Origin of the sequence: Mycolicibacterium baixiangningiae (genome assembly GCF_016313185.1) — a bacterium.
GTDB lineage: Bacteria > Actinomycetota > Actinomycetes > Mycobacteriales > Mycobacteriaceae > Mycobacterium > Mycobacterium baixiangningiae.
The window spans coordinates 3,129,521-3,154,235 of the sequence record NZ_CP066218.1; the positions used below are offsets into that span (position 1 = coordinate 3,129,521).

Here is a 24,715-nt window from a genome sequence, read left to right on the forward strand (position 1 = left end):
GCGGCGGCCAGCCGCATGGGCCAACTGCCCGGCTCGCAGGAGGTCCAGGCGGGAACATGTCGGTGAGCCAGGTCGCCGGGGCGGCATTGGTGGCCATCGTGACGGCGGGAATCATTAGCACCCCATCGCTGATCACCAGCACGTCGATGTCGCCGACCCCAACTCGTCGAGTCCCGGCTCGGGGGGTGCGATGTTGACCACGCTCATGTTCTTCTCCGCCTGAGCAATCGTGCCGGCGGCCGATTCATCCAGCGATTCGACGTGCTGTTGCATCGGAATAGCCTTAGCCCATGCGGGTACTTCTCACGGGCTCTTCTGGGTGGCTCGGCCGGTTCCTCGCCCCAGCCCTGCGCGACGCCGGGCATGAGGTCGTCGGCTTCGACATCGTGCCCGGTGCGGAAACACAGGTCCTCGGCTCCGTCGCAGACGCCCGGGCTGTTGATCGCGCCTTCTCCACCCACGAAGTCGACGGCGTGGTCCACGCAGGCGCCTTGCACAAGCCCGACATAGTGCGGTACCCCCGACAAGCATTCGTCGACGTCAACGTGACAGGGACGCTCAACTTACTCGAGGCGGCCGTCGCTGCAGGCGTCGACCGCTTCGTGTTCACCTCCACGACCTCGCTGATGATCACGCGTGCGATCAGCGACGGGAGGGGCGTGGCTGCAGCGTGGCTAGACGAGGCGACCGCGCCGCTTGAGCCGCGCAACATCTACGGAGTCACCAAGCTCGCGGCCGAGGGTCTGTGCCGGATGATCAGTCTTGAGCGAGGCCTTTCCTGCATCGTCCTGCGCACCTCGCGCTTCTTTCCCGAAGACGATGACACCCACCGCGGGATCGGTGGACAGAATTTGAAGGCCAACGAAATGCTCTACCGCAGAGTCACTGTCGAGGATGTGGCGCGTGCGCACGTGCTGGCGCTTGAGCGGGCCCCAGAGGTGGGTTTTGACATCCTGATCATCTCGGCACCGACGCCGTTCACACGTGAGGATGCCGTGGCGCTCAAGCAGGATCCGCAAACGGTCATAGCTCGTTGCTTCCCCGATGCGGCCGCCCTCTTCGCGGCCCGCGGCTGGACGCTACCGTCAACCATAGATCGCGTCTATGACGCCTCGCGCGCTGAGCGGAGCATCGGTTTCCGCGCCGTGACTGACTACGGGTCGGTACTGGACGCCCTACGCGAAGGCCGGGATGTTCCGCTTCCGCACGATCCGGAATACATGTCGCCGTTGGCCAAGCTGCCTGATTCAGTCAGGAATGGGCACGCTAGGCCGGCAACAACTCCTTGGAGTACAACGACTTTCCCGCCGCGTCGCAGAGGTTGACCGTCAACGCCCGGGAGTTCGAGTTGATGGTCACCTCGCCGAAATGCTGGAAGCCCTGGGCCGGCGAGGTGTCCTTGTCTTTCGGCGCGTGGACGAACTCGTATCGCGCGCCGAAGGTGCCGTCGAGCGGGCTCTCCGGGAACGCACCGGCGTTCAGCGGTCCGGACACGAACTCCCAGAACGGCGTGAAGTCGGTGAAACCGGATTGCTCCGGGTGGTAGGAAATCGCGGCGGTGTAGTGGACGTCTGCGGTGAGGTAGACGATGTTCGGGACCTCTTTGGTCTGGGACAGGATGCGGGAGAACGCGATCTCCCGGCCCAGCGGCCGCCCGTTCTCACCCTGCGCGATCGCCTCCATCGACTTGGGGCCACCGGTCGGATCGGTAGCCACGTCCGGTACGACGATGCTGATCGGTAGGTCGTTGGCGACCACCTTCCATACCGCCGTCGACTTCTTCAAACCGTCGATGAGCCATTGCGTCTGTTCACGCCCCAGCACGCCGCTGTCATCGGACTGCGCCCACGCCTGCGGATTCGGATTCTTGTAGGAGCGCATGTCCAGAACGAAGACGTCGAGCAGCGGGCCGTAGGGGATCTTGCGGTACAGCCGGCCGTCGACGGCCTCCGACGGCTGGACAGGCTGCCATTCGCGCCACGCCTGATACGCGTAACCGGCGAGCTTGTCGGCGTCGGTTTCGTTGTAGCCCTTGCGGTTCTGACCAGCGAGCGACTCGCCAGGAAACCAGTTGTTCACGACCTCGTGGTCGTCCCACTGATCAGCTGCCGCGATGGCAGCTCGTGCCGCCGTCAGTGAGCGACACCTGGTGCGGATGTTCGGTGACCAGGTCGGGATGACGCCGGCCAGGTTCGTAGAGCAGGCGCGGCTCGAGGCCGCGAAAGTGCTCCTTGCGGCAGGCGACAGCAGTCAGGAAGCCGTCGCTCGACGCGTTGGCTTCGGGGGCCCGGACACGATGCGGCGTACCTTCCGCCGAAATCTGGGCATCTCTCCAGGTATGTACCGAAGCCGATTCCGCACGACCGGCATCGATCAAGACGCCGGGCAACCGTCGCCGACTCGGGGGTTATCGCCGAGTGCTTGAGCCGCCCTCCATGCCATGACTGCACCCGGGCAACGCTATCTCGCCAACCGAGCACTTTCGCTCAGGCGGCCGCAGTGGTCCCGATACGATCCGAACAGCGAGCAGAGCTGGGGGGACTGATGATTGCGGACCGGTGGGGCGTGACGAACGCCGAGGTATCGCGGCGGTATCCCTGCGACGACGTGGTTCCGGACCCGGCCGGGCAGATCTGGCGGGGCGTCACCGTGAATGCGGAACCCGCACGGGTATGGCCCTGGTTGACGCAGATCCGAGTCGCACCGTATTCCTACGACTGGCTCGACAACCTCGGCCGCCAATCACCCCGGGAACTCCTCGGGTTACCGGAGCCGGCCGTCGGCGACCATTTCACCTGCGCCGGGGGCCGACGACTCGGCGTCATTCTGTCGACGGAACCAGGACACCAGCTGACCGGCCGGATCGTCGGCGCCGTGATGTCCTATGTGCTGGAACCCGATTCGAGCGGCACCCGCCTGCTGTTGAAGATCAACGTCCCGGCGGCCCGGTTCAGCGGCGCGCTACTTCCGCTGTTGTCCATCGGAGACCTGGTGATGGCCCGCCGCCAGCTGCTCAATCTCAAGTGTCTGGCCGAACAACGGTGAGGCAGGACTGTCACTGACTAAGTATGCGAAAGGCCGCTTGGTCGACGGTGGGTCAGATGCCTGTTGAGGAACCAGGTGACCGCGCCGAAGATTGGTACGCACCACACAATGGCTAGCCATACGGCATTGCGGTCAGGGCTCATTTTGGAGATACCGGTGGTGGCGCATGCAGCGAGCAGCACCCACACCAATAACGCGGGAAATCCGATAGCGAACAGCGAAAGACCGCTGTTCAGCCCCTCGCAACCGGTGGCCGTCGAGTTGCGCGCGCACTCACTTAGGCCCGACTCGACCGGAAATGGCAGCGAAAAGCTCACGAGGCCATCCTCGCATCGACCACCGACGGTCTCACACGTGTTGCGCGATCTTCGGAACAACGGGGGAGAAGTCCTGCGTCGCGTCGAGCACGACGAACGCATCGTCGATACTCATCACGGGTAGGGGAACCTCCGACGAGGAATACTCATCGCTTGAGTGCGGCCTTCTCAGCCGTACGCCGCCACCAGGGGACGCCGGTTGCTGCCGCCGTCGCCGGGCTAGCCGGCCGAAGTTCCTCGACCGCGATTCCGAGCGCCGGAAGCATCTCCGACACATACGAGGCGATGCCTAGGCATGCCGATAAGCCCGTCGACCGAATCGCGGCGACATTGATGAGGCGGTTGTCGACGGCGGAGTGTTCGATGATGTAGTTCGCGTCGCGACCCGCGGTGCGCAGACCTGCATAGGCCGCAACTGGTTCCAATCCCGCAAGCTTCGGGTATTGCACGACAGCCTTTTCCAAGACTTCCCGGTGCGCGTCCGGACGAACGGACCAGTCATCCTTGTCCACTTGATCATGAGCGGTGGGTCCCGCGACGACCCGACCGTCCAGCGTGGGAAAAACCAGCACACCCTTGGTGCGCTTGGTGGGCACAGGTAAGAGGATCTCACCCAGCGTTTCACCACCGGGCAGTTCGAAGACGAGGAACTCACCCTTGCGGGGATAGATCTCGAAGCTGTCGTCGCCGATCAGCCGGGCGACGTCATCGGCGTGCAGGCCTGCGGCGTTGATGACTACGTGCGCCGTCACGGCGTGGTCCTCGCCCACTATGACGGTCACCGAGTCAGACTTCGCATCGATGGCGGTGACCGCGGCATCAAGGAGGATGCGAGCGCCGGCGATCCTGGCGGAAGCGCCTAGCGCGAGTGTGAACGCAACCGGATCGGTGACGGATTCGCCGGGTACGAGCAAGGCGCCGTCGTCGCTGCGAATGGATACCTCGACACCGTTCCGGGCGGCGTTGTCTGCGAGGCCGCGGATAACGTCGTCGTCCCCAGCCTCATGCGGGATCAGCGCCGCCCCGGTGTGGGACACCGGGATGTCAAGCGCGCTGAGTATCGAGGGTCGGAGCAATGCCGAGCGGAGGATGAGATTGGTCTCCAACTGTCCGGGCGTTGAATCGAATCCGGTGTGCAACACACCGGAGCTGGTTCCGCTCGCCTGGTAAGCGAGATCGGATTGGGCTTCAAGGAGGATGGCGTCGACGCCGCGATGCGCGAGGGTGTGCAGAATCGCGGTGCCGACGACGCCGCCGCCCACGATAGCGACGGCGGCGGTGTAGGTGGTCATGGTTCTCCGGCCCTGCGTTGAGGAGGCGCACTGGCCAGGCTGGCGTGCACCCTGACCTGGCGGCATTGAACGTCATGTGCGTGCCATCGGCTACACCTTTGGCTCCAGGCAGGAGTCAGAGTCAAGTCAAGATCTCAACACCGCTGGCGGCAAATGAGTCAAGTGTGTCGGCGGGCAGAGCCGGATCGGTGATGATTCCGGACAGCTCGCTGAGCTCGCACACTTTGAAGGGTGCACGAGCCATGAACTTGCTGGAGTCCGCCAATGCGTAACTGCGCTGACTGTTCTGCAGGACGGTCCGTTTGATGTCGACTTCTTGAAGTTCGAAGTCGGTGAGGCCTGCGCCGATGTCGATGCCGCCAGTGCCCAAGAAGGCGACGTCCGGATTGACATCGCGGAGGAAATCTCGCGCGGTGGAACCTGAGATTGACATGTCGCCGGCGCGGACTTTACCGCCCGGCATGAACACGTCGATGTCGGATGCAGCGCTGAGAACCTCGGCGACCCACATCGATGGGGTGATCACTGTGCCGGCGAACGATCCAAGCATCGCGCGCGCGACGGCGATAGCGGTCGTGCCGATGTCGACGAATACCGTGTTTGCGCCGGGAAGCAACTGCGTGGCCAACCGGCCAATCGAGTTCTTCGCATCTGCGGCGAGAACGGTGCGATCAGTAAACGATGGTTCTTTGTTGCTCGTTCGCACCTCGGCTTGGATAGCTCCGCCGCGGACTCGCTGAAGCTGCCGAGTCTCGTCCAGGGTTTTGAGGTCGCGTCGCACGGTCTCGACCGAAACACCAAGCGCCTCAGCAAGTTCGTCACTGGAGATCGACCGACGAGCAGATACGAGCCCGACAATTTTCTCCCGGCGCGTCGCAGCAAGCATGTCGTCCCCCTTCCGCGGGCCGAAGGCGCCACGGTGTCCAGTATCGGAGCGCGCAGATATACCTGTCAAGTACGGGCAAAAACAGGCGCAGAGGCGGATCAAGTCCTCTCAGCTACGTCGATCAACGACTCGAGCACTTGTTTTTCATGACCGTAACGCCCCGTTAATGAACGGTCTTGACTGCTAAAGACTGTTGTTGCAGACTGTGCCTAGCCTCACAGGGCTGGCTGCGTCGCTCCATGCGTCCGCGAATGCGTGCCCTGTCAGCCAGACGTGTTCAGCAAACCCGTTGGTGCCGTCAAGGTTTCATCAAGCGATTCGGAAGGACAGCAATGCGGAGAGCGAAGAGGTTTTTGGGGGTGCTGTGCGTAGCGGCCGTGGGCTCGGCGCTGGTGGGCTGCAGCGGCGATGTCGTCTCGGAAGTCGGAGGCGGCGGCGACTGCACGCCTTCGGGCGAGAAGGTCATCGGCTGGGACTGGCCGCTGTCCAGCCTTGAGATATACGAGCCCTTCAACGCCAAAGTGGCTGCGATAGCCGAGGAGCGCGGCTACCAGACGGTCACTACCACCAACGACGGTGACCTGCAGCAACAGGTGAGCGACCTCGAAGCGTGGGTGGCGCAGGGGCTGTCTGCGATCGGGACGTACGCCCTCGAACCTTCGGCCATCGAGCCGATCGGGCGGCGCGCTCTCGACAACTGTGTGGGCTTCGTCAGTTACGGCACGAATCTGCAGAATCAGGATGCCTCGGTGCAGTTTGCGTGGGACCGCAGTGGTGCGGAGCTAGGCATCAACGCCCGCGACTGGGCAACCAAGCACGGTGGCCCCCTCAAGGCGCTGGTGCTCCATGACCGCGACATCACCGCGGGCAAGGAGCGCGACGACGCACTCATGGCGGAATTCCCCGGCACCGCAAGCAATGTCGAGGTAGTCAGCCATCAGCGTGCGGTCGACACCGCATCCGGTGAGTCGGTCACCTCTACCGTGCTGCAAGCGCATCCCGACCTGAACATCGTGCTCGCCTACAACGACGATGTGGCCATCGGCGCCCGCCAGGCGTTCATCAACGCCGGCTTCGCACCGAATGACCCGAACGTCTACATCGGCGGCCAGGACGGCTCGCCGTCCGCGCTGCGACTCCTCCAGGAAGGCGGCATATTCCGGGCATCTTCGGCGGTGAACTTCGGCGACCTGACGTCCACCGTGGCGAACACCATCGTCGACGTCGCAGAAGGCACCGAGCCGGAATTCGGCCCCCTGGACTTCGAGGTCCTGACTTCCGCTGATCCCGATCAGGTCGCGGAGTTCCTGGCCGCCTACAACTGAGAGTCGCCACGATGGCCCTGACCCTGACGAATATCCACAAGTCGTACTCTGCCAATCCGGTCCTGAAAGGAGTGGACTTCGATGTCCGTGCGGGAGAGGTCCACGCCTTGCTTGGACCGAATGGGGCTGGTAAGTCGACTCTGATCAAGTGCATCGGCGGTGCCACTGCCATCTCGAGTGGCACCGCCGAGCTCGACGGCGAAGTTCTCGAAGACTTGACGCCCGCAAAGGCGTTCGATGCCGGAATCGTTACGATTCATCAACACCTCAGCCTGATCGACACCATCAGCGTGGTGGACAACATGTTCTTCGGCGACGAGCTCACGACCTTCGGAGTCATCAACCGCGCGAGGCAAAATCGAGTCGCACGAGAGCTGTTGGCGCAGCACGGCATCAACGCCACCCCCGGCACGATCGTTGGAGATCTGTCCATCGGTGTACGTCAACAGATCGAAATCGCGAAGGCGTGGAACAGGACGTCCATCAAGGTGCTGATCCTCGACGAGCCGACCGCGGCCATCTCGGCTCGAGAGACCGAAATCCTCTTCGAGAAGATCAAGTCGCTACGTGACAGCGGCGTGGCGATCATCTACACCACCCATCGCATGGCAGAGGTGTTCCGGATCGCTGATCGCGTCACCGTGATCAACTCCGGCGTGGTCGCGCTCAGCGGCCGGACCGGGGATCTCTCCGCGTCGGACATCCTCGAAGCGATCTCTGCGGGGTCCGGTCAGCCAACCGCCGCCGGTGCTGGGCAAGCGCGAACGTTCGAGCGGACCGCTGTCTCCGTCACCGACGGCGCCGGCCCGCGATTCGGACCGGTGAACTTCTCCGTCGGCGTGGGCGAAATCGTCGGGCTCTTCGGTGCTGTCGGTTCCGGACGAACGTCCCTCTTGGAGAGCATCGTCGGAAGCTACGGCTCCGGGGCGATGTCCGGTCGCGTTGAGCTCGACGGTCGCGCCTATCGGCCGAAGTCACCAGAGCACGCATTCAAACGAGGAATCAGATTCGTTGCGTCGGACCGGTCGACCCAGGGCCTGTGGTCCACACTTTCGGCACGGGAGAACGTGCTCATGCCGAGGTACAAGCGACTCTCAAAGCTAGGGCTACGCAGACCCGCGGCGGAGCGACGCGAATTCCTGCAGATTGCCGAGGAACTCGACCTCCAACCGCCAGATCCTCGGATGACAGCCGAAGAATTCTCCGGCGGAAATCAGCAGAAGATCGTGGTGGGTCGTACCGGCCTGGGATCGGCTCCGATTCGACTCTTGATACTCGACGAGCCCACCCAGGGCGTGGACATCGGTGCCCGGGCGCGCATCTACGGCTACATCCGAGAGCTCATGCGAAAACACGACTGCGGATGCCTCGTCGCGTCATCCGAGCCCGACGAGATCCTGCAACTCTGTGACCGCGTGCTGGTGATGGGAGACGGGCGCATCGAAAGAGAGCTTGCCGGTCATGAAATGTCCGAACAGAACATGATGCTGGCCGCACACCAGTTCGTCGGCATGACGGCGCAAGGAGCAGAAAATGAGCACTGACACGACCACGCTGACAAAAACATCTGGAGCGGGCACCTTGCGAGGTGACCTCGTGCAGCGCGTCATCCGGTACGTGCTCTTGGCGGGCTTCATCGCAATGGTGATCTTCTTCGCTGTCGCCGCCCCCCGGTTCCTCACCTACGGCAACATCATCAACATCGCCCAGTCGAGCGCGATCCTGTTGATCGTTTCCGTGCCGTTCGCGCTCGTGGTGATCACGGGGAAAGTCGATCTATCCGTCGGCTCGACGCTGGGGCTTTCGGGCGTGGTGACCGGCGTACTGATCACCGGCGGAACCGACTGGCTGACGGCGGCGCTCCTCGGCATAGTCGTGGGTGCGCTCGTCGGCGCTGCCAACGGTGCCATGATCTCAGTTCTCAACCTCTCGCCCATCGTGGTGACGCTCGGCATGCTGCAGGTGGTCCGCGGTATCGCCGAGCGCGTGACGACTGCGCCACCGTCCGGCTTCGGCGGCGGCATGGCCTTCCTCGGACGGGGAACGGTGTTCGGCATCCCTGTCCTGGTCGGCATTGCCCTGCTCGTTCTGGCCGTGGGAATCGTGTACTTGCACCTCAGCGCCTCCGGCCGCCACGTCTACGGGCTGGGTGTGAACACAGAAGCCACCTTCCTGTCGGGCATCAACACCCGACGACTGTCGTTCATGACCTTTGTCGCCGTGGGCGCCGCCGCTGGGCTCGGGGGAGTCCTTCTCGCGGCTCGGCTCGATTCGGCACCGCCGACCACTCTCGGCGACGGCCTCGAACTCCAGGTCCTCACTGCCGTGCTCCTGGGGGGGATCGCCTTCAACGGCGGACGCGGAACCATGTTCGGCGTGGTGCTGGGCGTCGCCTTCCTCGGCGTGTTGCAGAACGGGCTGCTGCTGCTCAACGTCAACACCAGCGGCCAGAAGCTGGCCACGGGGGCGGTGCTGCTGATAGCTGCCGGCCTCGAGGAGTTCGGTCTCAAGCGCGGACGCCTGCGAGCGCTGATCAAACGTTCATGACAACGGCAGTGTCGCTCGATTTCGGCACCTCGTCGCTCAAAGTGGCTGTCACCGACACCAAGAGGGGCCTGCTCGGCGAAGCCGATCGCGACTACGCCATTCGTCAACCGTTCCCGGCCTGGGCCGAACAGGACCCCGCCGAACTGTGGGAACTCGCCGGCGAGGCATGCCGAGAGGCGCTCGCGGACAGTGCGATTGCGCTCGATGAGGTGGATGCCGTCGTCATCGTCGCGCCGTGGAAAGCGGTGATACCGGTCTCCGTTGACGGTGACGTGCTGTGCGACGGCATCATCTGGCTCGACGGGCGTGCCTCGGAGGAAGCGGTCACGGTGTCAGAACGCTATGGCATCAACCCCATCGGGGGGCAGGCCTACTGGCCCCGGCTGTTGTGGCTACGTTCGCACCGGCCGGATGTCTGGCATCAGGCGGCGTGGCTCATGGGGCTTCCGACCTATCTCAGATGGCGTGCCACCGGACAGGTCGTGACCGACCCCAGCGACAACTTCTTCCGAAACCCTGAACGCCCACTGTCCGGTTTCGGTCAACGCCTCGCCCACGACTTCGGATTCGGCGCTGACACCCAGAAGTTCGCGCCGGTGCGGCCGTGTATGGACGTGATCGGCGAACTGACCGAGGCGGCCGCGTCCCACCTCGGACTACTCCCGGGAACCCGGGTCATCAACGGATTCGGCGATCTCCCCGCAGTGACGCTGGGCGCCACCGGATTCTCCGAGAATGCCGCCCACATCTATTTCGGAACGTCGTCCTGGCTGACGGTTGTCACACGCGAGGGGCGGGATCTGGACGCGCCTCTGTCATTCACATTCGACGACTCCGTGAGCGGCGCAGTGTTTCCCATGCAGACGGGCATGCGCGCCTACAACTGGATCACCGATCAGGTATACAAAGATCTGACTTCACCGGGCACGCCAGACTATTACGCGGAAATCAACCGGCAGGTCGCTGAGATCTCAGCGGGATCAGAGAATCTGCTGGCGACCCACTGGCTGGTCGGCGAGCTGCCTCCGCTTGCCAAGAGCGCCAAGGGGGTGTTCATCAACCTCACCGCGCGTCATGATCGCCGGCACATGGTGCGAGCGGTGATGGAGAGCCTCTGTTACACCCACCGCCAGTACATCGAACGGCTGTCTGGTCAGCATGGACTCGAGTTCACCGAGGTCGTCGTTGTCGGCGGCGGGGCGCTGAACGAGGTGTTGATGCAGATGCTCGCGGATGTCATTCAGCGAGATGTCGTCGTTCCGAACGGCGCGCGCCATGCCGGCACTCGTGGCGCCCACTTGTGCGCCGAGTACACGATCGCCGGGGCTGGCGAACCCGTACCTTTTCCGACCCGGATCGAACCGCGCAGGTTCCGCCCCGATCCCTCGAAGGCGCGAGAGTACGACCGGATGTACCAGCTTCACTTGAAGATCTTTCCGGCATTGAGATCACTGTTCGCCGAGCTCAACCAAACAGAAGGACCCTGACATCATGCGTGTGCTGTTGACCGAGTTCCGCCAGGAGAGCAACAGTTTCTCTCCGGTGCCGTCCGACCTGCGTTTCTGGCGCGCCAATGGCTGGACGTTGACGTCAGCGGAGCTCTACGCGAAGCACGCAAGTGGTTTCACAGCACTCGGCGGAATGATCGATGTGCTGGAGCAGTCGGCGGATCCGGATCTCGAAATGGTCTGCGGGCCTGGCTTCTACGCCCAGAGCGGAGGCCCGGTGACCCCTGAGGTCGTTGACGAATACCTGACTCAGCTCATGCCAAGCCTCGCCGAGGCGGGCAGTCTGGACGCCGTCCTGATCTCGTTCCACGGAGCGTTGCAGTCAACCGTCTCCGATGACGTCGAGTCCGATGTCCTGCGGCGGGTGCGCGAGCGGGTCGGCCAACACTGTCTCATCGGGGTGTCGACGGATCTGCATGGATTCATCCCAACGGATCTCATCGAGCAGGTCGACGTGCTCTGCGGTTACCAGACCTACCCGCATGTGGATGTGGTCGAGACCGGGCGCCGCGCCGCCACTCTGGTGCTGGACCTGTACAACGGAGCAGCCCTGTACGGCGCCCACGTTGCGATTCCCATGATGGTCCCGGCAGCGGCCTACACGACGGGGGTGGGCCCGTTCGGCGACCTGATCTCGCATGCTCACGGGCTTGTGGCCGACGGCACGCTCGAGGACTTCAGCATCTATCAGATCCAGCCCTGGCTGGACGTGGAACGCCCGAATTCCGCGGTCGTGGTCTATTCAAAATCGCAAGAGCACGCTGAGGCGTCAGCCGCTGAGCTGGCGACCCGGTTGTACGCGATGCGGCATGACCTCAAGGCGGACCTGCATTCGGTCGAAGAGATTGCGGCCCGCGCGGCCTCACCCGAGTCACGCAAACCCGTCATCCTGGTCGACTCGGCCGACTCGTCCAACGCCGGCGCGCCTGGCGACAGCGCAGCAGTGCTCGGTGTCCTCGCACGTTCCTTTCCAAGTCTGCGCGCGGCGACGATCATCGTCGATCCGGCGGCCGTGGAAGCGGCGTTCGCCGCCGGTGTCGGTGAGACACAGACGTTTACGCTGGGCGGCACCGTCGATCCGCGTGCAGTACCCGTGACGGTGGAGGGACGCGTGAGATCACTGCACGACGGCGGATTCGACGTGGAGGGTCAGGGTAGCGCGGGGAAGCACATCGAGCTCGGGCGCGCGGCCGTGCTACGTGTCGGTGAAGTTGATGTTCTGGTGTGTCACACCATTTCTGGCAATGGCGACCCGCAGCTGTACCGTGCGTTCGGGATTGATCAAAAGATGTATGACTTGGTGGTGGTGAAAGCGAACACCTCCTTCCGCGCCGGATACGAGCCGTTCGCCGGCGAGATCTACCTGGCGGACACTCCGGGTGCTGCTGCCTCGGACATCCAGACCTTGCCCTTCACAAAGTCTCACCGTCACGCGTTCCCGTGGGTGGACCGTGCCGAATTCGCCCCAGAGGTGGTGCTGCGCAAGCTCGGTGGATGAATAGCGCGCTTTGCTCGCGCGGTCTCAGGGTTTCGGTCGCGGCATCAATCGCTGTAGCTGCGTGACGTGCTCCGGCCCGAGCTCTGCGAGGGTCGCCACGCCGAGCAGCTTCATCGTGCGCTCGATCTGGTCCCGCAGGATCCAGATCATGCGGTCGACGCCCTCGCGGCCGCCGGCCATGAGCCCGTAGAGGTAGGCACGCCCCACGAGCGTGAACTTCGCACCGAGAGCGATCGCGGCGACGATGTCGGCACCCGACATGATGCCGGTGTCGATCGCGATCTCGGTGTCCTTGCCGACCTCACGCACCACATCCGGCAGCAGGTGGAAGGGGACTGGCGCGCGGTCGAGCTGGCGACCGCCGTGGTTTGACAGCACGATGCCGTCCACGCCGAGGTCGACGAGCTTCTTGGCGTCCGCGACGTTCTGCACACCCTTGATGACGATGTTGCCCGGGAACAGGTCCCGGATGACCGCGAGGTCGTCGAATGAGATCGTCGGGTCCATCGCGGCGTTGAGCAGATCGCCCACCGTGCCGCCGGTCGAGCTCAGCGATGCGAACTCGAGCGGGGGTGTGGTCAGGAAGTCCCACCACCACCACGGCCGCGGGATCGCGTTGACGATCGTGCCGAGGGTCAGCTGCGGCGGGATCGAGAAGCCGTTGCGCTTGTCGCGCAGGCGTGCGCCCGCGACGGGGGTATCGACGGTAAAAAACAACGTGTCGAAGCCGGCCTGGGCGGCGCGCTTCGTGAGGCCGTAGGAGATCTCCCGCTCCCGCATGACGTAGAGCTGGAACCAATTGCGGCCGTTCGGGTTCGCCTCCTTGACCTTCTCAATGGACGTCGTGCCGAGCGTCGAGAGTGAGAACGGGATTCCGGCGGCAGCTGCCGCGGATGCCCCGGCGGTCTCGCCCTCGGTCTGCATGAGCCGCGTGAAGCCGATCGGCGCGATCGCGAACGGCAGCGCCGACGGTCCGCCGAAGATCTCCGTCGACGTATCGACCTTGTCGGGCACGCCGCGCAGGATTGAGGGGCTGAACTCGACGTCGAGGAACGCCTGGCGTGCGCGCTCCAGCGAGATCTCGTCGTCCGCCGAGCCGTCCGTGTAGTCGAATGCGGCCCTCGGAGTTCGGCGCTTCGCGATCGCGCGGAGGTCACCGATTGTCAGCGCGGCATCCAGTCGACGTCTCTTGCGGTTGAGCTCCGGCTTTTTGAACTTCAGCAGCTCGAGCAACGCGCTTCGATTCGGAACCTGACGGGTCACCATGCTGGGCCTTTCGAGAGGATTCGGGAGTCGGCGTGTGCAAGCAGGCGATCACGACTGACCGCGATGTGCGCGCACGTGAGTTGGGCTGCGCCAACGGAATCGCCGGCGAGGACAGCGTCGAGGATGCCCTGGTGTTGTTCGGAGACTTCATCAACGCTGAGCAGGTGCGCGGCCTGCACCTGACCGATGCAGAGTTCGACTTCGCCCATGATGAGCGCGTGCATGTGGGCCAGCCGGGAGTTGGGTTGGCCCGCGACGAGCGCGCGGTGGAACGCGATGTCCTGGTGGGCGAAGTCGGCGCCGGCCTCGATGAGCGCGCGATGGGCAGAAAGTGCGGCGGCAGGGATACCTTCGAGTCGTGCGACTGCGGCGGATTCAATGACCGCACGGCTCTCGTAGAGATCAGCGATGTCGGCCGGGGTGAGCTTGGGTACCCGCGCAGCCTTATGCGTCTGACGGCGTAGCAGCCCCTCGGCGACGAGGCGCTCGATCGCCACCTTTGCAGTCTGGCGGGCGACGCCAAACCGAGCAGCGACGATGGACTCGGTCACTGCCGAACCGGGCACGACATCCTGCGCGATGATGCTCGACCGCAGGCTCTCGTAGATCGTCTCAGGGAGCACGCTCGGGTGCTCAGCAGTCATCGTGCCCCCTCCCGTATCGCAATTGATTGACAATGTATCAGATTGTCAAACATGTGCGATAGCCCTCGCGGTCGGAGTCGGCAATTTCCACCGGCACCGACCACGCTCCTGCTTGCGCGCGGCTATTGCTTCGTCTGTCCTCCAATAAATCTCACGCAGTCGGCCAGATGAATCTCCCGGACATTGCGTGATCCTCTAGCGCGGGCACCGACGTCAAGCCCGCGCCGGACTAACTCTGACGTCCATCGCGTCAGCAGTGATGGCGGGGCGCGAGAACCGCGCAATGGTCGAGACGCCACCCGATAGCCAGGCAACATTGCCGTGGCGGGCAAGTTTCGGCAGTGTGGAGGTATGAGCGACAACGAGAAGGTCACTGTTGAACGAACCATCGCGGCGCCCGTCGATGCGGTTTTCGACGTTGTCTCCAACCCCGAGCGGCATCAGGAGCTCGATGGCTCTGGATTTATCCGCAGTGTTGACCACGCTGATCGGATACAAAAAGTGGGCGAGGTGTTCACCATGAACATGCAGGGCAGTCACATGGGCGGCGAGTACAAGACCGACAACCACGTGTCCGGTTATGCGAAGGACAAGCTGCTGGCCTGGAAGACCGCGCCCGCGGGCACTGAGCCTCCCGGGTGGGAGTGGTTGTGGGAGTTCGAATCTCAGGGGCCTAATGAGACGTTGGTGCGCCTCACCTACGATTGGTCGAAGGTGACTGACAAGAAGCTTCTGGAGAAGGTGAAGTTCCCGCTGGTCACCGAGGATCAGCTGACCGATTCGCTCGCTCGACTTGCTGCCGCGACTTCGTCCTGACGTAGCCGCTAGCGACAAACAACACGCGGTGCAGAACTGGATAGATGGCCGATGGGGAGGGCCGATCTCACCTCAGTTGGCGGATCCGGTCGGCGTCTTATCGCTACAGACGCGTGGCGGTGGTCCGTCCGGCGTTCGCTACCCGCGCACAGATGCGAGGCACCACAAATTGGGTTTCGCGGCGGGGGAGTCGTCCCCAGCCGGCTATTGGAATGCGCACCTAGGGGATGGTGAGGGAATGGGCATCCAGTAGGTCTGCCTTCCCGCCCGTGACGGCGTGGACGGCGCCCGGATCGGTCTTCATGTTGTGCGGGTAACCCAGCTGTATTGCGCTGGCAGCGTCGAGCCTGTCGATCTGCTCCGGGCTCAGATGAAGCTGTGCCGCTGCAAGGTTGGTCTTCAGCTGCTCGGCCGTTCGTGGGCCGATGATGGGTATGACGCCCTTGGCCATTGACCAGCTGATCGCCACCGCCTCGGCAGTGACGTTCGCTTGCCGGGCGATCGCTTCAACCGTGTCCAGTATCGCGGCCTTGTTGCCGTCTTCTTCTTGGTGAAGGAACTGGCTGATCGAACTGTGCGCACGGCCCCTTTCTCCTCGGCGATATTTTCCGGTCAGCATGCCTCCGCCGAGCGGCGAATAGCCCAGCACCCCAAGCCCGAAGCCTTCGGCCATCGGCAACAGATCGCGTTCTGCAGCGCGTTCGACCAAGCTGTATTCCGCCTGGATGGCGACCAGAGGTGCCCAGCCGCGTGTCGCGGCGATCGTCGCGCCTGTCGCTACCCGCCAAGCGGGAAAGCTCGAAAGGCCGACGTAGAGCACCTTGCCAGAGCGGACAAGATCGTCGAATGCGCGCATGATTTCTTCGATAGGAGTTGCGTTGTCGGGAGCGTGTGCCCACAACAGGTCTACGCGGTCGGTTTTCAGACGTCGCAGGCTCGCCTCCAGCGACTGAACCATCGACTTTCTGCCGTTCCCGGTCATCTGGAGGCCGCTGCCCATGGTGGTGCCCGTGGAATACTTGGTTGCCAATACCACCTCGTCGCGATCTGATGCGATCATGTCGGCGAGATACACCTCAGCGTCACCGAACTGATAGTTGCTGGCGGTATCGATGAAATTTCCCCCGGCCGCACGATATTGGTCGTACATGGCTTGGGCCTCAGGGACGCTCGCGCCGTGTCCCCAGCCACCTCCGAAATTCCCGGTTCCCAGAGAGAGCGTCGAGACACGCAGTCCTGATCGGCCGAGATATCGATAACGCACAGTTCGCTCCTCAACATCATGGGTTGTCGCGCCCGGCAGTGACGCCCTATCAAGCCGTGCCACCGGGTACCGGTCACTATGCAGCGAGTTCTCGGTACGGTCCATAACATGGAGTCCGAAGTTCTTTATGTATCGTCCAGGGATCCCGCTGTGATCGGTTCACGCGATCCGGTAGCCGGCGTCATAGGACTGCTCCGTCCACGCACGGTTGTGCCCGCACCGCTGCACGCTGCCAGTCCGTGGGCGGTGCGGTTTGACCCTTTCCCGCACGTCAGACTCGGCGTTGTCGTCGACGGCCAGTGCTGGTTAAGCCTCGACGGCTTTGAGCCGGTCCTGTTGGACGAAGGGGACTTTTTCCTGCTCGGTCACCCTCCGCCCTACACGCTGAGCAGCTCGCGCGACGAAATTTTGGCACGCCCGGCCACCACGCTGCCGCGGAACACGATCGGCAGAGGGTTTCGCATCGGAACCGAGGCAGACGAGGACTCCTATACGTGCGGTGTCGACTTCACGTTCGACGCCAGCGACACCTCGATGCTGATCGATGTGCTTCCGCGGGTAGTCCATGTCCGGGCCGACGATCCGAGCGGACCGCTGTTCATGAACCTCGCCTCGCTGCTGGTTTTCGAGATCGAATCGCACAGTGTCGGAAGATCTCTCGTGCTGGAGCACCTTGCGCAGATCATTCTCGTCCACATGCTGCGGGCACATGCTGACAACACCGAACAACCCAGCGGCTGGCTCGCAGCGCTGGCCGACGATGGCGTCGGGGCGGCGTTGCGGGCGATACACGCCGACGTAAGCCGCCGATGGACGCTCGCCGAACTTGCTGAGATCGGTCAAATGTCACGTTCAGCGTTCGCCGCGGCGTTCAAGGCCAGGGTGGGTGCACCTCCGTTGACATACTTGATCAAGTGGCGAATGACCCTGGCTCGAGACGCCCTGCGCAACGGCGGTTGGTCGAACTCTGAGCTAGCAGCTGCAACGGGTTATGAGTCTGAAAGCGCCTTCAGCACAGCGTTCCGGCGTGAAGTCGGGTCCTCGCCCCGGCACTACCGCAACGCGCTGCGACAAACGGGTGAAGCAGTGGCCGAGTGTCGAGGATGGCCACGACCGACATGACGTTAGCTTCACCGAAGGGCCCAGGTCAGGGGATACCTGACCTGGGCCTTCGTACACCTGGCGCTACTGCTCTGCGGCGCAGGAGGTTAGGAGACTAGGCGCCAGCGTTGCGAGCCGTCACGGCTGCGGCCGTCGACTGGGCAGTGGACTGCGCGATGGGTGCTGCCACGGCGCTGGATTCGTCTTGGACTGGCTGCGCCTGGCCATCGAACGCAGACAGATCCTTGCTCTTCTGCGCGGCCAGCACCTCAGCGAGTAGAGCCTCGTCGTACTTCGCCTCAGCGGCTTGGGCCCGCTTGCGCGCCTCTTCCACTTCGCGTTGGGCCTTGCTTCGCGCTTTGCGCAGCGTTTCCCGCTGTTCAGCCGACGTCTTGATCGCACGCCTGAGTTCGGCCTGCTGGTCGACTGCGGCTTGCAGCGCGGCCTCGTCGGCGCTGCGCCGTTCGGCATTATCCTCGAGCCGTTCCAACACGAGGGCGAGCTGGTTCTCGGCCTTGGCCGCCGCTTGCTCTGCGGCCTGCCACTCGCCACGCGGCTCATCCAAGGCGGCGTGATCGACCTCCAAGTCGGCGTTGGTGTCGTTAGTGGTGGGGTTGTTCTGTTTCCGTGCGTCTGCGGTTGTCAAGATTTAGCTCTTTCCTTCGTCGGAGTGTTCGCGCACCGGGCGCGGAGTGTCCTCGGCTGACTCGTCGATTGACAGGGCTGGTGCTAGAGGGGTTCCCCATAATCGACATTGCAACCGCCGAGCGGGATTCGCGGAAATCGTCGCGGGCGTACGCGCCGCTGCGCGCTGTGTAGCCAATCTCTAAGCGGGTGACGCTCGGTGGCCGAGCCGGAGACGGCGATCTCGGTGGCGCCGGCGGTCAATGCGCGGTTGAGGCGTCTACGAGCGCTGACAGTTGCTCATCGCGCAGTTGCTCAGCTTCTAGGGAGGTGGGGCAGCTCCGCCTCGAGGCGTTGACGAAGTTCGATGAGGGTGTGGCGGGCGAGATCGAGGTGTTCAGGTTCCAGACCTGCGCTAGTCCGCTGCGCGAGTTGGTCGAACAATGCTTGCATCCGATGCAGTGCCGTTAGTCCGGCGGGCGTGATCTCGAGCATCTTGGCCCTTCTATGCGCCGGATTGGGACGGTAGAGAGCTAATTCATCATCGACGAGGAGGTCGGCAATGCGCTGGACGCTTTGCCGGCTGTGTCCGAGGCGTTCGGCGATGCCGGAGACCGGGGCTGGCTGGGTGTCGACGGCCGCGAGAACCTGCCAGCGGGCCAAACTCTGACCACTGGGCCGCGCGAGACCATTACCAACTGCCTCGATGACGTTCGCCAACCTGCCGATTTGATCAATGAGTTCTGAGAAGGCTACGCACGTTGGCTCACCAGATTTGACAGCATGCTGTCGTATAGCGGTATAGTCTGTCATGACAACATGCTGTCAGATGCTGTGCCAACTGTGAAGCGACCCGCGTGCCTGGTGCGCGTCGAACGCAAGCGGAGCACAGGTAGCGACAGACGTTGTGCAATCTGCCGCCAACCGAACGATGAACAGGACAGCTCGTGCACATCGGCATTGGACTCCCAAACCAGGTTCGCAACGTCGCCGCGTCCGTCATTCCGCGCTGGGCCGCGGACGCCGAACGTGCAGGGTTCGCGACGCTCGCCACCATCGGGCGGTACGCGTATCCCGGGGTGGTGGACACGGTGGCACTTGCGGCTGCCGCGGGCGCGACGAGGACGATCAATCTTCTGACTGCGGTTCTGCTCGCCCCGACCTGGCCTGCGGCATTGCTGGCAAAAGAGATCGCCGGCATCGACGGTGTATCGGGCGGCCGACTGACCCTCGGCGTAGGCTTGGGCTCCCGCGAAGAAGAATTCGTTACGCCCGGATTGGGGCTTGCCGCGCGCGGCAAACGATTGGAATCAGACCTTGGAACCTACCGCGATTTGTGGAGGGGAGAGGGATCGAATCCCGTTGTGCCCGTTGGCACGCGACAGGTTCCCGTGCTGATCGGTGGATATTCCGCGCGCACCATGTCTCGCATGGTGCGCTGGGGTGACGGCTACATCGGCGGTGCGCTGCCCCTGAACATGACAGCACCCGCCTTTACGGAGGCGAAGCGAGCCTGGCGGGAAGCGGGCCGCCCCGGTAAGCCGAAACTGGTGGTGCTGGCTTACTTCGCCCTGGGGAACACCGAGCTCGGTTGGGCAAACGTCAGGCATTTCTACCAGCAGGCGCCCGACCACATCGCCAGTAGCGTCGTCGTCTGCACGTCGCACTCAACAGTCAGAGAGCTGATTGATCAGTACACGCAACTCGATGTCGATGAAATCATCTTCATCCCCGGCACTGACAACCTCGACGAGGTCTCTCGCCTGGCGGACGCCATCGGAAGCGACCTTGAATCAGCCGCGTTGGATACCGACACCGCTTAACGGCGGTACGTCCAGACAAGCGCGACCACGGGCGCTCATCGCTGCGTGAGGGCTGCTCCCCGGGTGGTGGCCTCAAGGGGCGTGGCGGCGGTCCTTCTCCGGTTCTTCCAGGAAGCGTGTGTGACTGTGTTGTGCAAATTTGGTGAGCAGGGTTGCGAAGGTTTGGCGTTCCTCAGGTGTCCAGTCTGAGCACATCCGTTTGATGCGTTGCCGGTTCTTGGCTCGCATGGAGTCGAGGTGGGTGGCGGCCTTTGGGGTGAGGCTTATGTGCATGGCACGGCGATCGCGCTCGTCTGGCCGGCGATCTATGAGCCCGCGACGCTCCAACTCATCGAGGTGCCGCGTGACGGTCGTGCGGTCCAGGCCGAGAGCCTCGGCGAGCTCGGATACGCGGGCAGGACCGATGCGGTGCAGCACCGTGAGTGGGAGCACGGTTCCACGGTGCAGACCGTCGGCAAAGCTGGCGGCGAGGTCGTCGAGGTAGCTTTCGGACGTGCGCATCAGCAGCCCCATTGCGTCCATGATGCGGTCTTCGAGTTTCCTGCGTCGCCCCATTGCCTCTCGAGTTTCCTCGTCTCATGTCGACCTGGATTGTGGCCGCGTCCATGATAGGTGTATCAGACCGCGCATTAAGTGGTCGAACGGGCTTGGCGACGGCGCATGATCTCGGCGCCGTTGGGTAGCAGCGCTGGGTGGTCAGTGTTCGGCGATGAGGTGATGACGGCTACGGCGGAAGGCCCAGACGGCGGTGAGTATGACGAGGGCCGAGAGGGGCATCCCCATCGCGACCCGGGCCAGCCCCAGTGCGCTGGTGTTGTCAGCGAGATAGAGCCATTGCTGGACGACGAAGCGGGAGCCGAGGACCGTGGCAGCGGCCAGTGTGGCGAGGGTGTGGGCGCGCAGGACGGCGCGGTTGCCGCGCCAGCGATATTTGCCGCCGTGCAGGAAACTCCAGATGATGCCGGTGACCGGCCAGCGGGCCAGCACAGAGACGAGGGTGAGGATGAAACCGGCGAAGCACGCCCAGATACCCACGAGGAAGTAGTTTTTCGCCGAATCGGTGAGCATCACGATGCCCGCAGCCACGGCAACGCCAACTAAACCTCCGGCCGCGGAGGTGTAGCGTTCGCCGCTCAGCAGCCGGAACACCGTTATCGCGACGGCGACGGCGACGGCGATGCTGATGGTCGCAGTCAGTGGCAGAAAGAGGTTGCCGGTGACGAAAACGACGACCGGGATCGTGGAGTACACAAAACCTTTCGGCCCCCCTATGCGGTCAAGAACGAGTTGTTCGCTGGTGGCTGGATCGCCTGGGGCGGTGGGTCTCATGCGGAATCCCTTTCATCGCCGCAGTCTGAACGACTGCTCTGCCGTCCCCGGACTTGGCCCGGCTTTGCATTATGGTGCACTTTACACCTAAATTATGATGCATTCCACACGTAATGATCATGTACGATCCATGCATGTTGACCACCATCAGTCCGGCTCAATTCCTTTGGGAGGTGCGCCTCGGAGGAGCCGTAGCACGGCAGCCCCCCATGGCATCACCGGTCTGCGGCCACAGCATGGACACGCCGTGATGCCGACGCCGCCACTTCACATGCAGCGGATCGATTTCGACCCTGTCCAGCGAATTAGCGCGGTTCGTGAGTCTTCGGGCGTGACCACGATCCTGACACCGTTCGGTGTGCCGGCGACTCTGCTCACTCGTTACGAGGACATCAAGAAGGCGCTATCGGACCCGGCAGTTTTCGCCAATGGCGGACTGCCTGGTGACCCCCCGGGGCCGTCTACCGTCAGCGTCCTCGATCGCTCCGCGGCGCGCACTGGAAACCTCCTGGTCATGAACCCACCCGAACACCAAGTCCTGCGCCGGATGCTCACCCCAGCGTTCACAGTGCATCGGATGAAGAAACTGAAACCCCGAATCGCTGAGATCGTCGAGTCCCACCTCGATGCAATGGAACAATGCAGGCCGCCTGTCGATCTGGTGAGTTCTTTCGCGTTACCGATCCCATCTTTGGTAATTTGCGAGCTGCTCGGTGTTCCCTACCGCGATCGGGAGAGTTTCCAGCAGCGAACCGCCCGGCAGCTCGATATCTCTGTTGGCGCGGACGAGCGGTTCGCCCTGCAGATGGAGGGCCGGGAGTACATGCGCTCCTTGGTGAGCAACGTTCGTAGCGCGCCGGGCGAAGATATCCTTGGCATGTTGGTCCGCGACCACGGCAACGAACTCACCGACGACGAAGTCGTTGGGGTCGCCGGGCTGTTATTGCTGGCCGGCCACGAAACCACATCAAACATGCTGAGCCTGGGCACGCTTGCGCTCCTGCAGCGCCCCGACCAGCTCGTTGCCGTGCGGGAGGAACCCACCGCTCTCGCGCCAGCGGTTGAGGAGTTGTTGCGGTATCTCTCGATCGTGCACAGCGGCAGCCCACGAATCACCACTACCGATGTCGATATCGCCGGTACCTTGATACCGGCTGGGCAGCTCGTGGTGATGTCACTGCCGTCAGGAAACCGGGATCCGCAGTACGTCGACGCGCCTGACGAACTCGACATCCATCGCGGCGCCCCAGGCCACCTCGCCTTCGGCCACGGCATCCATCATTGCCTCGGTGCGCCGCTGGCCCGGCTGGAGATGCAGATCGCGTTTCCCGCATTACTTCGTCGCTTCCCCGAACTAGCACTTGCAGAGCCGTTCTCCGGCATCGACTTCCGCCCATTCAATCTTGTCTACGGACTACGTTCACTGCAGGTCACATGGTAGAAAGCGTCGCCGACGCAACGCCACCGTCGATCGGGTTTCCTGATCGGACGCTCCTGGCCAGGGCTCGCCGTCGCAGACATAAGCGCCCTAGGTCTGATGTTCAGTTCGGTGCAGGCATCGCGCCACGCGTAGGACCGGTAGGCATAGCCGTTGGTTGGACAGGACCCGCTCGACGGTAACGCCCCGAACCTGGCCCGACCGTCATAAACCGTTGGGCGGGGCAGTTTCGCCAAATCGACCCCGCTGCAGCCTGGGCCTTGGGCTTAATCGTTCACTTTCGCAATTTCGTTCGATAGTGAGGTGTGCCTTACTGTCGAGTTGCCAGTATCCGCTGAGACGGGCATTGGGGTTGGCGCGCAAGCCCCAGATGATGTGAATTGCGCTCTCGCGCCGTTGTATCTCGCCCTGCCGAACGACGTTCAGGCTTGCGGCGGCGGTGGGGGTGGAGGCGCGCCCGCCGGCGGCGGAATCTTGGGATAGCTGCGCCCGCCGGTCGGTGCAGTCGTGGTGGCCCCACTACCGGCGGCAACCGGGGCAGGGCGGCCCGGTGACGGGTCCCAGTTGGTGTCCACCAGACGCTTCTGCACCAGGATCGCCAGCCCGAGCAGTAGGACGCCGATGAGCAGCATCGTCACCATGCCCCACACGGGGCCGAGCTTGGCGGCGTTGCCCAAAAGAATTCCGTACCAACCGAAGTCGGCGTCGCCAAAGGTGGTGTTCTCTTCGCCGAAAGACCCGAGCACCCGCACCAGCAATGCCGGCAGGAACGTGATCAACAGCCCGTTGACGAACCCACCGGCGACCGCGCCCCGTCTACCGCCGGTGGCATTTCCGTACACCCCCGCAGCGCCGCCGGTGAAGAAGTGCGGCACGAGGCCGGGGAGCACGAGCACCCAACCGAACGCGGGACCGAGCCACACCGACAGCACTGCCAGGCCCACCAGACCGGCGACGAAGCTCGAGATGAATCCGATGAGTACCGCGTTCTGTGCATAGGGGAACACGATCGGTGCGTCGAGGGCGGGCACCGCGCCCGGCACCACCCGCTCGGCAATTCCCTGGAACGCCGGTACCAGTTCGCCCAGGATGGTGCGCACGCCGAACAGGATCACCGCAACGGCCACGCCGAAGCCGAGCCCCTGGGTCACGCCCATCATCAAGAAGTTGCCGACATCCACGGCGGCACCGGCGCCGGTGTCGTCGGCGTATGCGGCGAATGCGGTCTCCTGACCGGCTCTGGCCATATACAGCAGCGAGACTGCGAGATACATCAACACCATCGACAAAGCGGTGGCGACCATCGAATCACGAAGGAAGCGCAGAGATTCGGGCAGTTTGAGATCTTCGGTGGACTGACTCTTCTTCCCGCCGACAAACCGGCCCGTGATGCCCGAAGCTATATAACCTATGGTGCCGAAGTGGCCGATGGCGATGCTGTCGTCACCGGTGATGCGCTTGGTCCAGGGTTGCGAGATCGCCGGTAGCGACACCATCACCACCCCGAGCAGGAAGCCGCCGAGAAGGATGACGGCCGCCGTTTCCAACCCCGCGGTGGCCAGCACAATGGTCAACAGAGTCGCCATGAACAGCGCATGGTGACCGGTGAGGAACACGTAGTGCAGTGGCGTGAACCGGGCCAGCAACAGGCTGACGGCGAACCCCAGGATCATCAGCCAGGCCACCTGCGCCCCGTACTCGTCCTGCGCGATACCGACGATGGCCTCGTTGGTCGGCACCACGCCCTGGGTGCCCGCGGCCCCCTGGATCATCACGCCCAGGGGCTCCAGTGAACTGACCACCAGTCCCGCTCCGGCGTTGATCAACAGGAAACCCAGGGTGGCCTTGAGTGCGCCGCCGATCACCTGTCCTGAGGACCTGCGCAGTGCGATCAGGCCGACAGCGGTGATGATGCCGATCAGGAAGGCTGGGACCGCGAGAATCTCATTGACCAGGAACTCGGCGATACTGACCAGCCAGTTCATAGAATTT

General features: G+C 63.5%; 23 protein-coding genes and 3 pseudogenes. 12 read left to right on the forward strand and 14 right to left on the reverse strand.

Going from position 1 to position 24,715, the window contains the following annotated elements; all coding sequences use genetic code 11:
- Positions 1-132 precede the first annotated feature (132 nt).
- On the reverse strand, positions 133-273 hold the full coding sequence (locus tag I7X18_RS14600; RefSeq protein WP_193047981.1) for a hypothetical protein: 141 nt from the start codon (positions 271-273) through the stop codon (positions 133-135).
- A gap of 17 nt (positions 274-290) precedes the next feature.
- Here I7X18_RS14600 and I7X18_RS14605 point away from each other — a divergent pair, with 17 nt between their 5' ends.
- On the forward strand, positions 291-1,325 hold the full coding sequence (locus I7X18_RS14605; protein WP_193047980.1) for an NAD-dependent epimerase/dehydratase family protein: 1,035 nt from the start codon (positions 291-293) through the stop codon (positions 1,323-1,325).
- Here I7X18_RS14605 and I7X18_RS14610 read toward each other — a convergent pair.
- Positions 1,267-2,103, reverse strand: a pseudogene (locus tag I7X18_RS14610) (alkaline phosphatase D family protein); the annotation flags it as partial. The gene I7X18_RS14605 and the pseudogene I7X18_RS14610 sit on opposite strands and share 59 nt — an antisense overlap.
- Between I7X18_RS14610 and I7X18_RS14615 the strand changes: the two are divergent.
- Together I7X18_RS14615 and I7X18_RS14620 are read left to right on the forward strand one after the other, a co-directional pair.
- Positions 2,102-2,425 (forward strand): annotated as a pseudogene (locus I7X18_RS14615) (helix-turn-helix domain-containing protein); the annotation flags it as partial. The pseudogenes I7X18_RS14610 and I7X18_RS14615 sit on opposite strands and share 2 nt — an antisense overlap.
- Before the next feature lie 119 nt (positions 2,426-2,544).
- Positions 2,545-3,045: an SRPBCC family protein gene (locus tag I7X18_RS14620; protein WP_193047979.1), complete on the forward strand. Its 501-nt coding sequence runs from the start codon at positions 2,545-2,547 to the stop codon at positions 3,043-3,045.
- 17 nt (positions 3,046-3,062) lie between these two features.
- Here the strand turns inward: I7X18_RS14620 and I7X18_RS14625 are convergent, their stop codons facing one another.
- The 3 genes from I7X18_RS14625 to I7X18_RS14635 all read right to left on the reverse strand — a co-directional run bounded on the left by I7X18_RS14625 (position 3,063) and on the right by I7X18_RS14635 (position 5,540).
- Positions 3,063-3,362: a hypothetical protein gene (locus tag I7X18_RS14625; RefSeq protein WP_193047978.1), complete on the reverse strand. Its 300-nt coding sequence runs from the start codon at positions 3,360-3,362 to the stop codon at positions 3,063-3,065.
- Positions 3,363-3,508: 146 nt separating this feature from the next.
- Entirely contained in the window at positions 3,509-4,654 is a 1,146-nt protein-coding gene (locus tag I7X18_RS14630; protein ID WP_193047977.1) for an NAD(P)/FAD-dependent oxidoreductase, read from the reverse strand.
- Positions 4,655-4,775: 121 nt separating this feature from the next.
- The gene (locus I7X18_RS14635; RefSeq protein ID WP_193047976.1) at positions 4,776-5,540 is read right to left on the reverse strand and encodes a DeoR/GlpR family DNA-binding transcription regulator; all 765 of its coding nucleotides are present in this window, start codon (positions 5,538-5,540) and stop codon (positions 4,776-4,778) included.
- A 377-nt stretch (positions 5,541-5,917) separates the two neighbouring features.
- Here I7X18_RS14635 and I7X18_RS14640 point away from each other — a divergent pair, with 377 nt between their 5' ends.
- From I7X18_RS14640 to I7X18_RS14660, 5 genes are read left to right on the forward strand one after another with little or no spacing between them, the layout of a single operon-like run.
- Entirely contained in the window at positions 5,918-6,865 is a 948-nt protein-coding gene (locus I7X18_RS14640) for a sugar ABC transporter substrate-binding protein (RefSeq protein WP_193047975.1), read from the forward strand.
- Positions 6,866-6,876: 11 nt separating this feature from the next.
- Positions 6,877-8,409: a sugar ABC transporter ATP-binding protein gene (locus tag I7X18_RS14645; protein ID WP_193047974.1), complete on the forward strand. Its 1,533-nt coding sequence runs from the start codon at positions 6,877-6,879 to the stop codon at positions 8,407-8,409.
- On the forward strand, positions 8,399-9,412 hold the full coding sequence (locus tag I7X18_RS14650) for an ABC transporter permease (protein ID WP_193047973.1): 1,014 nt from the start codon (positions 8,399-8,401) through the stop codon (positions 9,410-9,412). The genes I7X18_RS14645 and I7X18_RS14650 overlap by 11 nt, the downstream gene beginning before the upstream one ends.
- Complete coding sequence (locus I7X18_RS14655) at positions 9,409-10,899, forward strand: xylulokinase (protein WP_198730448.1); 1,491 nt, start codon at positions 9,409-9,411, stop codon at positions 10,897-10,899. Before I7X18_RS14650 ends, I7X18_RS14655 begins: the two co-directional genes overlap by 4 nt.
- A gap of 4 nt (positions 10,900-10,903) precedes the next feature.
- Positions 10,904-12,418 carry a M81 family metallopeptidase gene (locus tag I7X18_RS14660; RefSeq protein ID WP_193047971.1) on the forward strand — a complete coding sequence of 505 codons (1,515 nt, stop codon included), beginning with the start codon at positions 10,904-10,906 and terminating at the stop codon, positions 12,416-12,418.
- 24 nt (positions 12,419-12,442) lie between these two features.
- Here I7X18_RS14660 and I7X18_RS14665 read toward each other — a convergent pair whose 3' ends face one another.
- On the reverse strand, positions 12,443-13,684 hold the full coding sequence (locus tag I7X18_RS14665) for an alpha-hydroxy acid oxidase (RefSeq protein WP_193047970.1): 1,242 nt from the start codon (positions 13,682-13,684) through the stop codon (positions 12,443-12,445).
- A complete protein-coding gene (locus tag I7X18_RS14670) occupies positions 13,678-14,328 on the reverse strand; it encodes a GntR family transcriptional regulator (protein ID WP_193047969.1) in 651 nt (216 codons plus the stop codon). The genes I7X18_RS14665 and I7X18_RS14670 overlap by 7 nt, the downstream gene beginning before the upstream one ends.
- Before the next feature lie 351 nt (positions 14,329-14,679).
- Here I7X18_RS14670 and I7X18_RS14675 point away from each other — a divergent pair, with 351 nt between their 5' ends.
- A complete protein-coding gene (locus I7X18_RS14675; protein WP_193047968.1) occupies positions 14,680-15,144 on the forward strand; it encodes an SRPBCC family protein in 465 nt (154 codons plus the stop codon).
- Between the two features lie 220 nt (positions 15,145-15,364).
- Here the strand turns inward: I7X18_RS14675 and I7X18_RS14680 are convergent, their stop codons facing one another.
- The gene (locus I7X18_RS14680; protein WP_193047967.1) at positions 15,365-16,408 is read right to left on the reverse strand and encodes an aldo/keto reductase; all 1,044 of its coding nucleotides are present in this window, start codon (positions 16,406-16,408) and stop codon (positions 15,365-15,367) included.
- Positions 16,409-16,516: 108 nt separating this feature from the next.
- On the opposite strand from I7X18_RS14680, the gene I7X18_RS14685 reads away from it, so the two are divergent.
- The gene (locus tag I7X18_RS14685) at positions 16,517-17,530 is read left to right on the forward strand and encodes an AraC family transcriptional regulator (protein ID WP_198730450.1); all 1,014 of its coding nucleotides are present in this window, start codon (positions 16,517-16,519) and stop codon (positions 17,528-17,530) included.
- Between the two features lie 94 nt (positions 17,531-17,624).
- On the opposite strand, the gene I7X18_RS14690 is transcribed toward I7X18_RS14685, so the two are convergent.
- Both I7X18_RS14690 and I7X18_RS14695 read right to left on the reverse strand, forming a co-directional pair.
- The gene (locus tag I7X18_RS14690) at positions 17,625-18,155 is read right to left on the reverse strand and encodes a hypothetical protein (protein ID WP_193047966.1); all 531 of its coding nucleotides are present in this window, start codon (positions 18,153-18,155) and stop codon (positions 17,625-17,627) included.
- A 293-nt stretch (positions 18,156-18,448) separates the two neighbouring features.
- The gene (locus tag I7X18_RS14695) at positions 18,449-18,946 is read right to left on the reverse strand and encodes a MarR family winged helix-turn-helix transcriptional regulator (RefSeq protein WP_193047965.1); all 498 of its coding nucleotides are present in this window, start codon (positions 18,944-18,946) and stop codon (positions 18,449-18,451) included.
- Between the two features lie 134 nt (positions 18,947-19,080).
- On the opposite strand from I7X18_RS14695, the gene I7X18_RS14700 reads away from it, so the two are divergent.
- On the forward strand, positions 19,081-19,956 hold the full coding sequence (locus I7X18_RS14700; protein WP_193047964.1) for an LLM class flavin-dependent oxidoreductase: 876 nt from the start codon (positions 19,081-19,083) through the stop codon (positions 19,954-19,956).
- A 72-nt stretch (positions 19,957-20,028) separates the two neighbouring features.
- Here the strand turns inward: I7X18_RS14700 and I7X18_RS14705 are convergent, their stop codons facing one another.
- A complete protein-coding gene (locus tag I7X18_RS14705) occupies positions 20,029-20,469 on the reverse strand; it encodes a MarR family winged helix-turn-helix transcriptional regulator (RefSeq protein WP_193047963.1) in 441 nt (146 codons plus the stop codon).
- Between the two features lie 183 nt (positions 20,470-20,652).
- Positions 20,653-21,285, reverse strand: coding sequence for a DUF3159 domain-containing protein (locus I7X18_RS14710; RefSeq protein ID WP_193047962.1), 633 nt, complete (start codon positions 21,283-21,285; stop codon positions 20,653-20,655).
- A 250-nt stretch (positions 21,286-21,535) separates the two neighbouring features.
- Here I7X18_RS14710 and I7X18_RS14715 point away from each other — a divergent pair, with 250 nt between their 5' ends.
- Positions 21,536-22,726 carry a cytochrome P450 gene (locus I7X18_RS14715; protein WP_193048155.1) on the forward strand — a complete coding sequence of 397 codons (1,191 nt, stop codon included), beginning with the start codon at positions 21,536-21,538 and terminating at the stop codon, positions 22,724-22,726.
- Positions 22,727-22,812: 86 nt separating this feature from the next.
- Here I7X18_RS14715 and I7X18_RS14720 read toward each other — a convergent pair.
- Positions 22,813-22,912, reverse strand: a pseudogene (locus I7X18_RS14720) (IS481 family transposase); the annotation flags it as partial.
- Positions 22,913-23,145: 233 nt separating this feature from the next.
- Complete coding sequence (locus I7X18_RS14725; protein WP_193047961.1) at positions 23,146-24,708, reverse strand: PTS ascorbate transporter subunit IIC; 1,563 nt, start codon at positions 24,706-24,708, stop codon at positions 23,146-23,148.
- Positions 24,709-24,715: the final 7 nt, after the last annotated feature.

Excerpts from the sequence above, each read along its gene's own strand:
- I7X18_RS14600 (WP_193047981.1), bottom strand. The coding sequence starts at position 273 with ATGCAACAGCACGTCGAATCGCTGGATGAATCGGCCGCCGGCACGATT.
- I7X18_RS14605 (WP_193047980.1), top strand. The coding sequence starts at position 291 with ATGCGGGTACTTCTCACGGGCTCTTCTGGGTGGCTCGGCCGGTTCCTC.
- I7X18_RS14620 (WP_193047979.1), top strand. The coding sequence starts at position 2,545 with ATGATTGCGGACCGGTGGGGCGTGACGAACGCCGAGGTATCGCGGCGG.
- I7X18_RS14630 (WP_193047977.1), bottom strand. The coding sequence starts at position 4,654 with ATGACCACCTACACCGCCGCCGTCGCTATCGTGGGCGGCGGCGTCGTC.
- I7X18_RS14635 (WP_193047976.1), bottom strand. The coding sequence starts at position 5,540 with ATGCTTGCTGCGACGCGCCGGGAGAAAATTGTCGGGCTCGTATCTGCT.
- I7X18_RS14645 (WP_193047974.1), top strand. The coding sequence starts at position 6,877 with ATGGCCCTGACCCTGACGAATATCCACAAGTCGTACTCTGCCAATCCG.
- I7X18_RS14650 (WP_193047973.1), top strand. The coding sequence starts at position 8,399 with ATGAGCACTGACACGACCACGCTGACAAAAACATCTGGAGCGGGCACC.
- I7X18_RS14655 (WP_198730448.1), top strand. The coding sequence starts at position 9,409 with ATGACAACGGCAGTGTCGCTCGATTTCGGCACCTCGTCGCTCAAAGTG.
- I7X18_RS14660 (WP_193047971.1), top strand. The coding sequence starts at position 10,904 with ATGCGTGTGCTGTTGACCGAGTTCCGCCAGGAGAGCAACAGTTTCTCT.
- I7X18_RS14665 (WP_193047970.1), bottom strand. The coding sequence starts at position 13,684 with ATGGTGACCCGTCAGGTTCCGAATCGAAGCGCGTTGCTCGAGCTGCTG.
- I7X18_RS14670 (WP_193047969.1), bottom strand. The coding sequence starts at position 14,328 with ATGACTGCTGAGCACCCGAGCGTGCTCCCTGAGACGATCTACGAGAGC.
- I7X18_RS14675 (WP_193047968.1), top strand. The coding sequence starts at position 14,680 with ATGAGCGACAACGAGAAGGTCACTGTTGAACGAACCATCGCGGCGCCC.
- I7X18_RS14685 (WP_198730450.1), top strand. The coding sequence starts at position 16,517 with ATGGAGTCCGAAGTTCTTTATGTATCGTCCAGGGATCCCGCTGTGATC.
- I7X18_RS14695 (WP_193047965.1), bottom strand. The coding sequence starts at position 18,946 with ATGACAGACTATACCGCTATACGACAGCATGCTGTCAAATCTGGTGAG.
- I7X18_RS14705 (WP_193047963.1), bottom strand. The coding sequence starts at position 20,469 with ATGGGGCTGCTGATGCGCACGTCCGAAAGCTACCTCGACGACCTCGCC.
- I7X18_RS14710 (WP_193047962.1), bottom strand. The coding sequence starts at position 21,285 with ATGAGACCCACCGCCCCAGGCGATCCAGCCACCAGCGAACAACTCGTT.
- I7X18_RS14715 (WP_193048155.1), top strand. The coding sequence starts at position 21,536 with ATGCCGACGCCGCCACTTCACATGCAGCGGATCGATTTCGACCCTGTC.
- I7X18_RS14725 (WP_193047961.1), bottom strand. The coding sequence starts at position 24,708 with ATGAACTGGCTGGTCAGTATCGCCGAGTTCCTGGTCAATGAGATTCTC.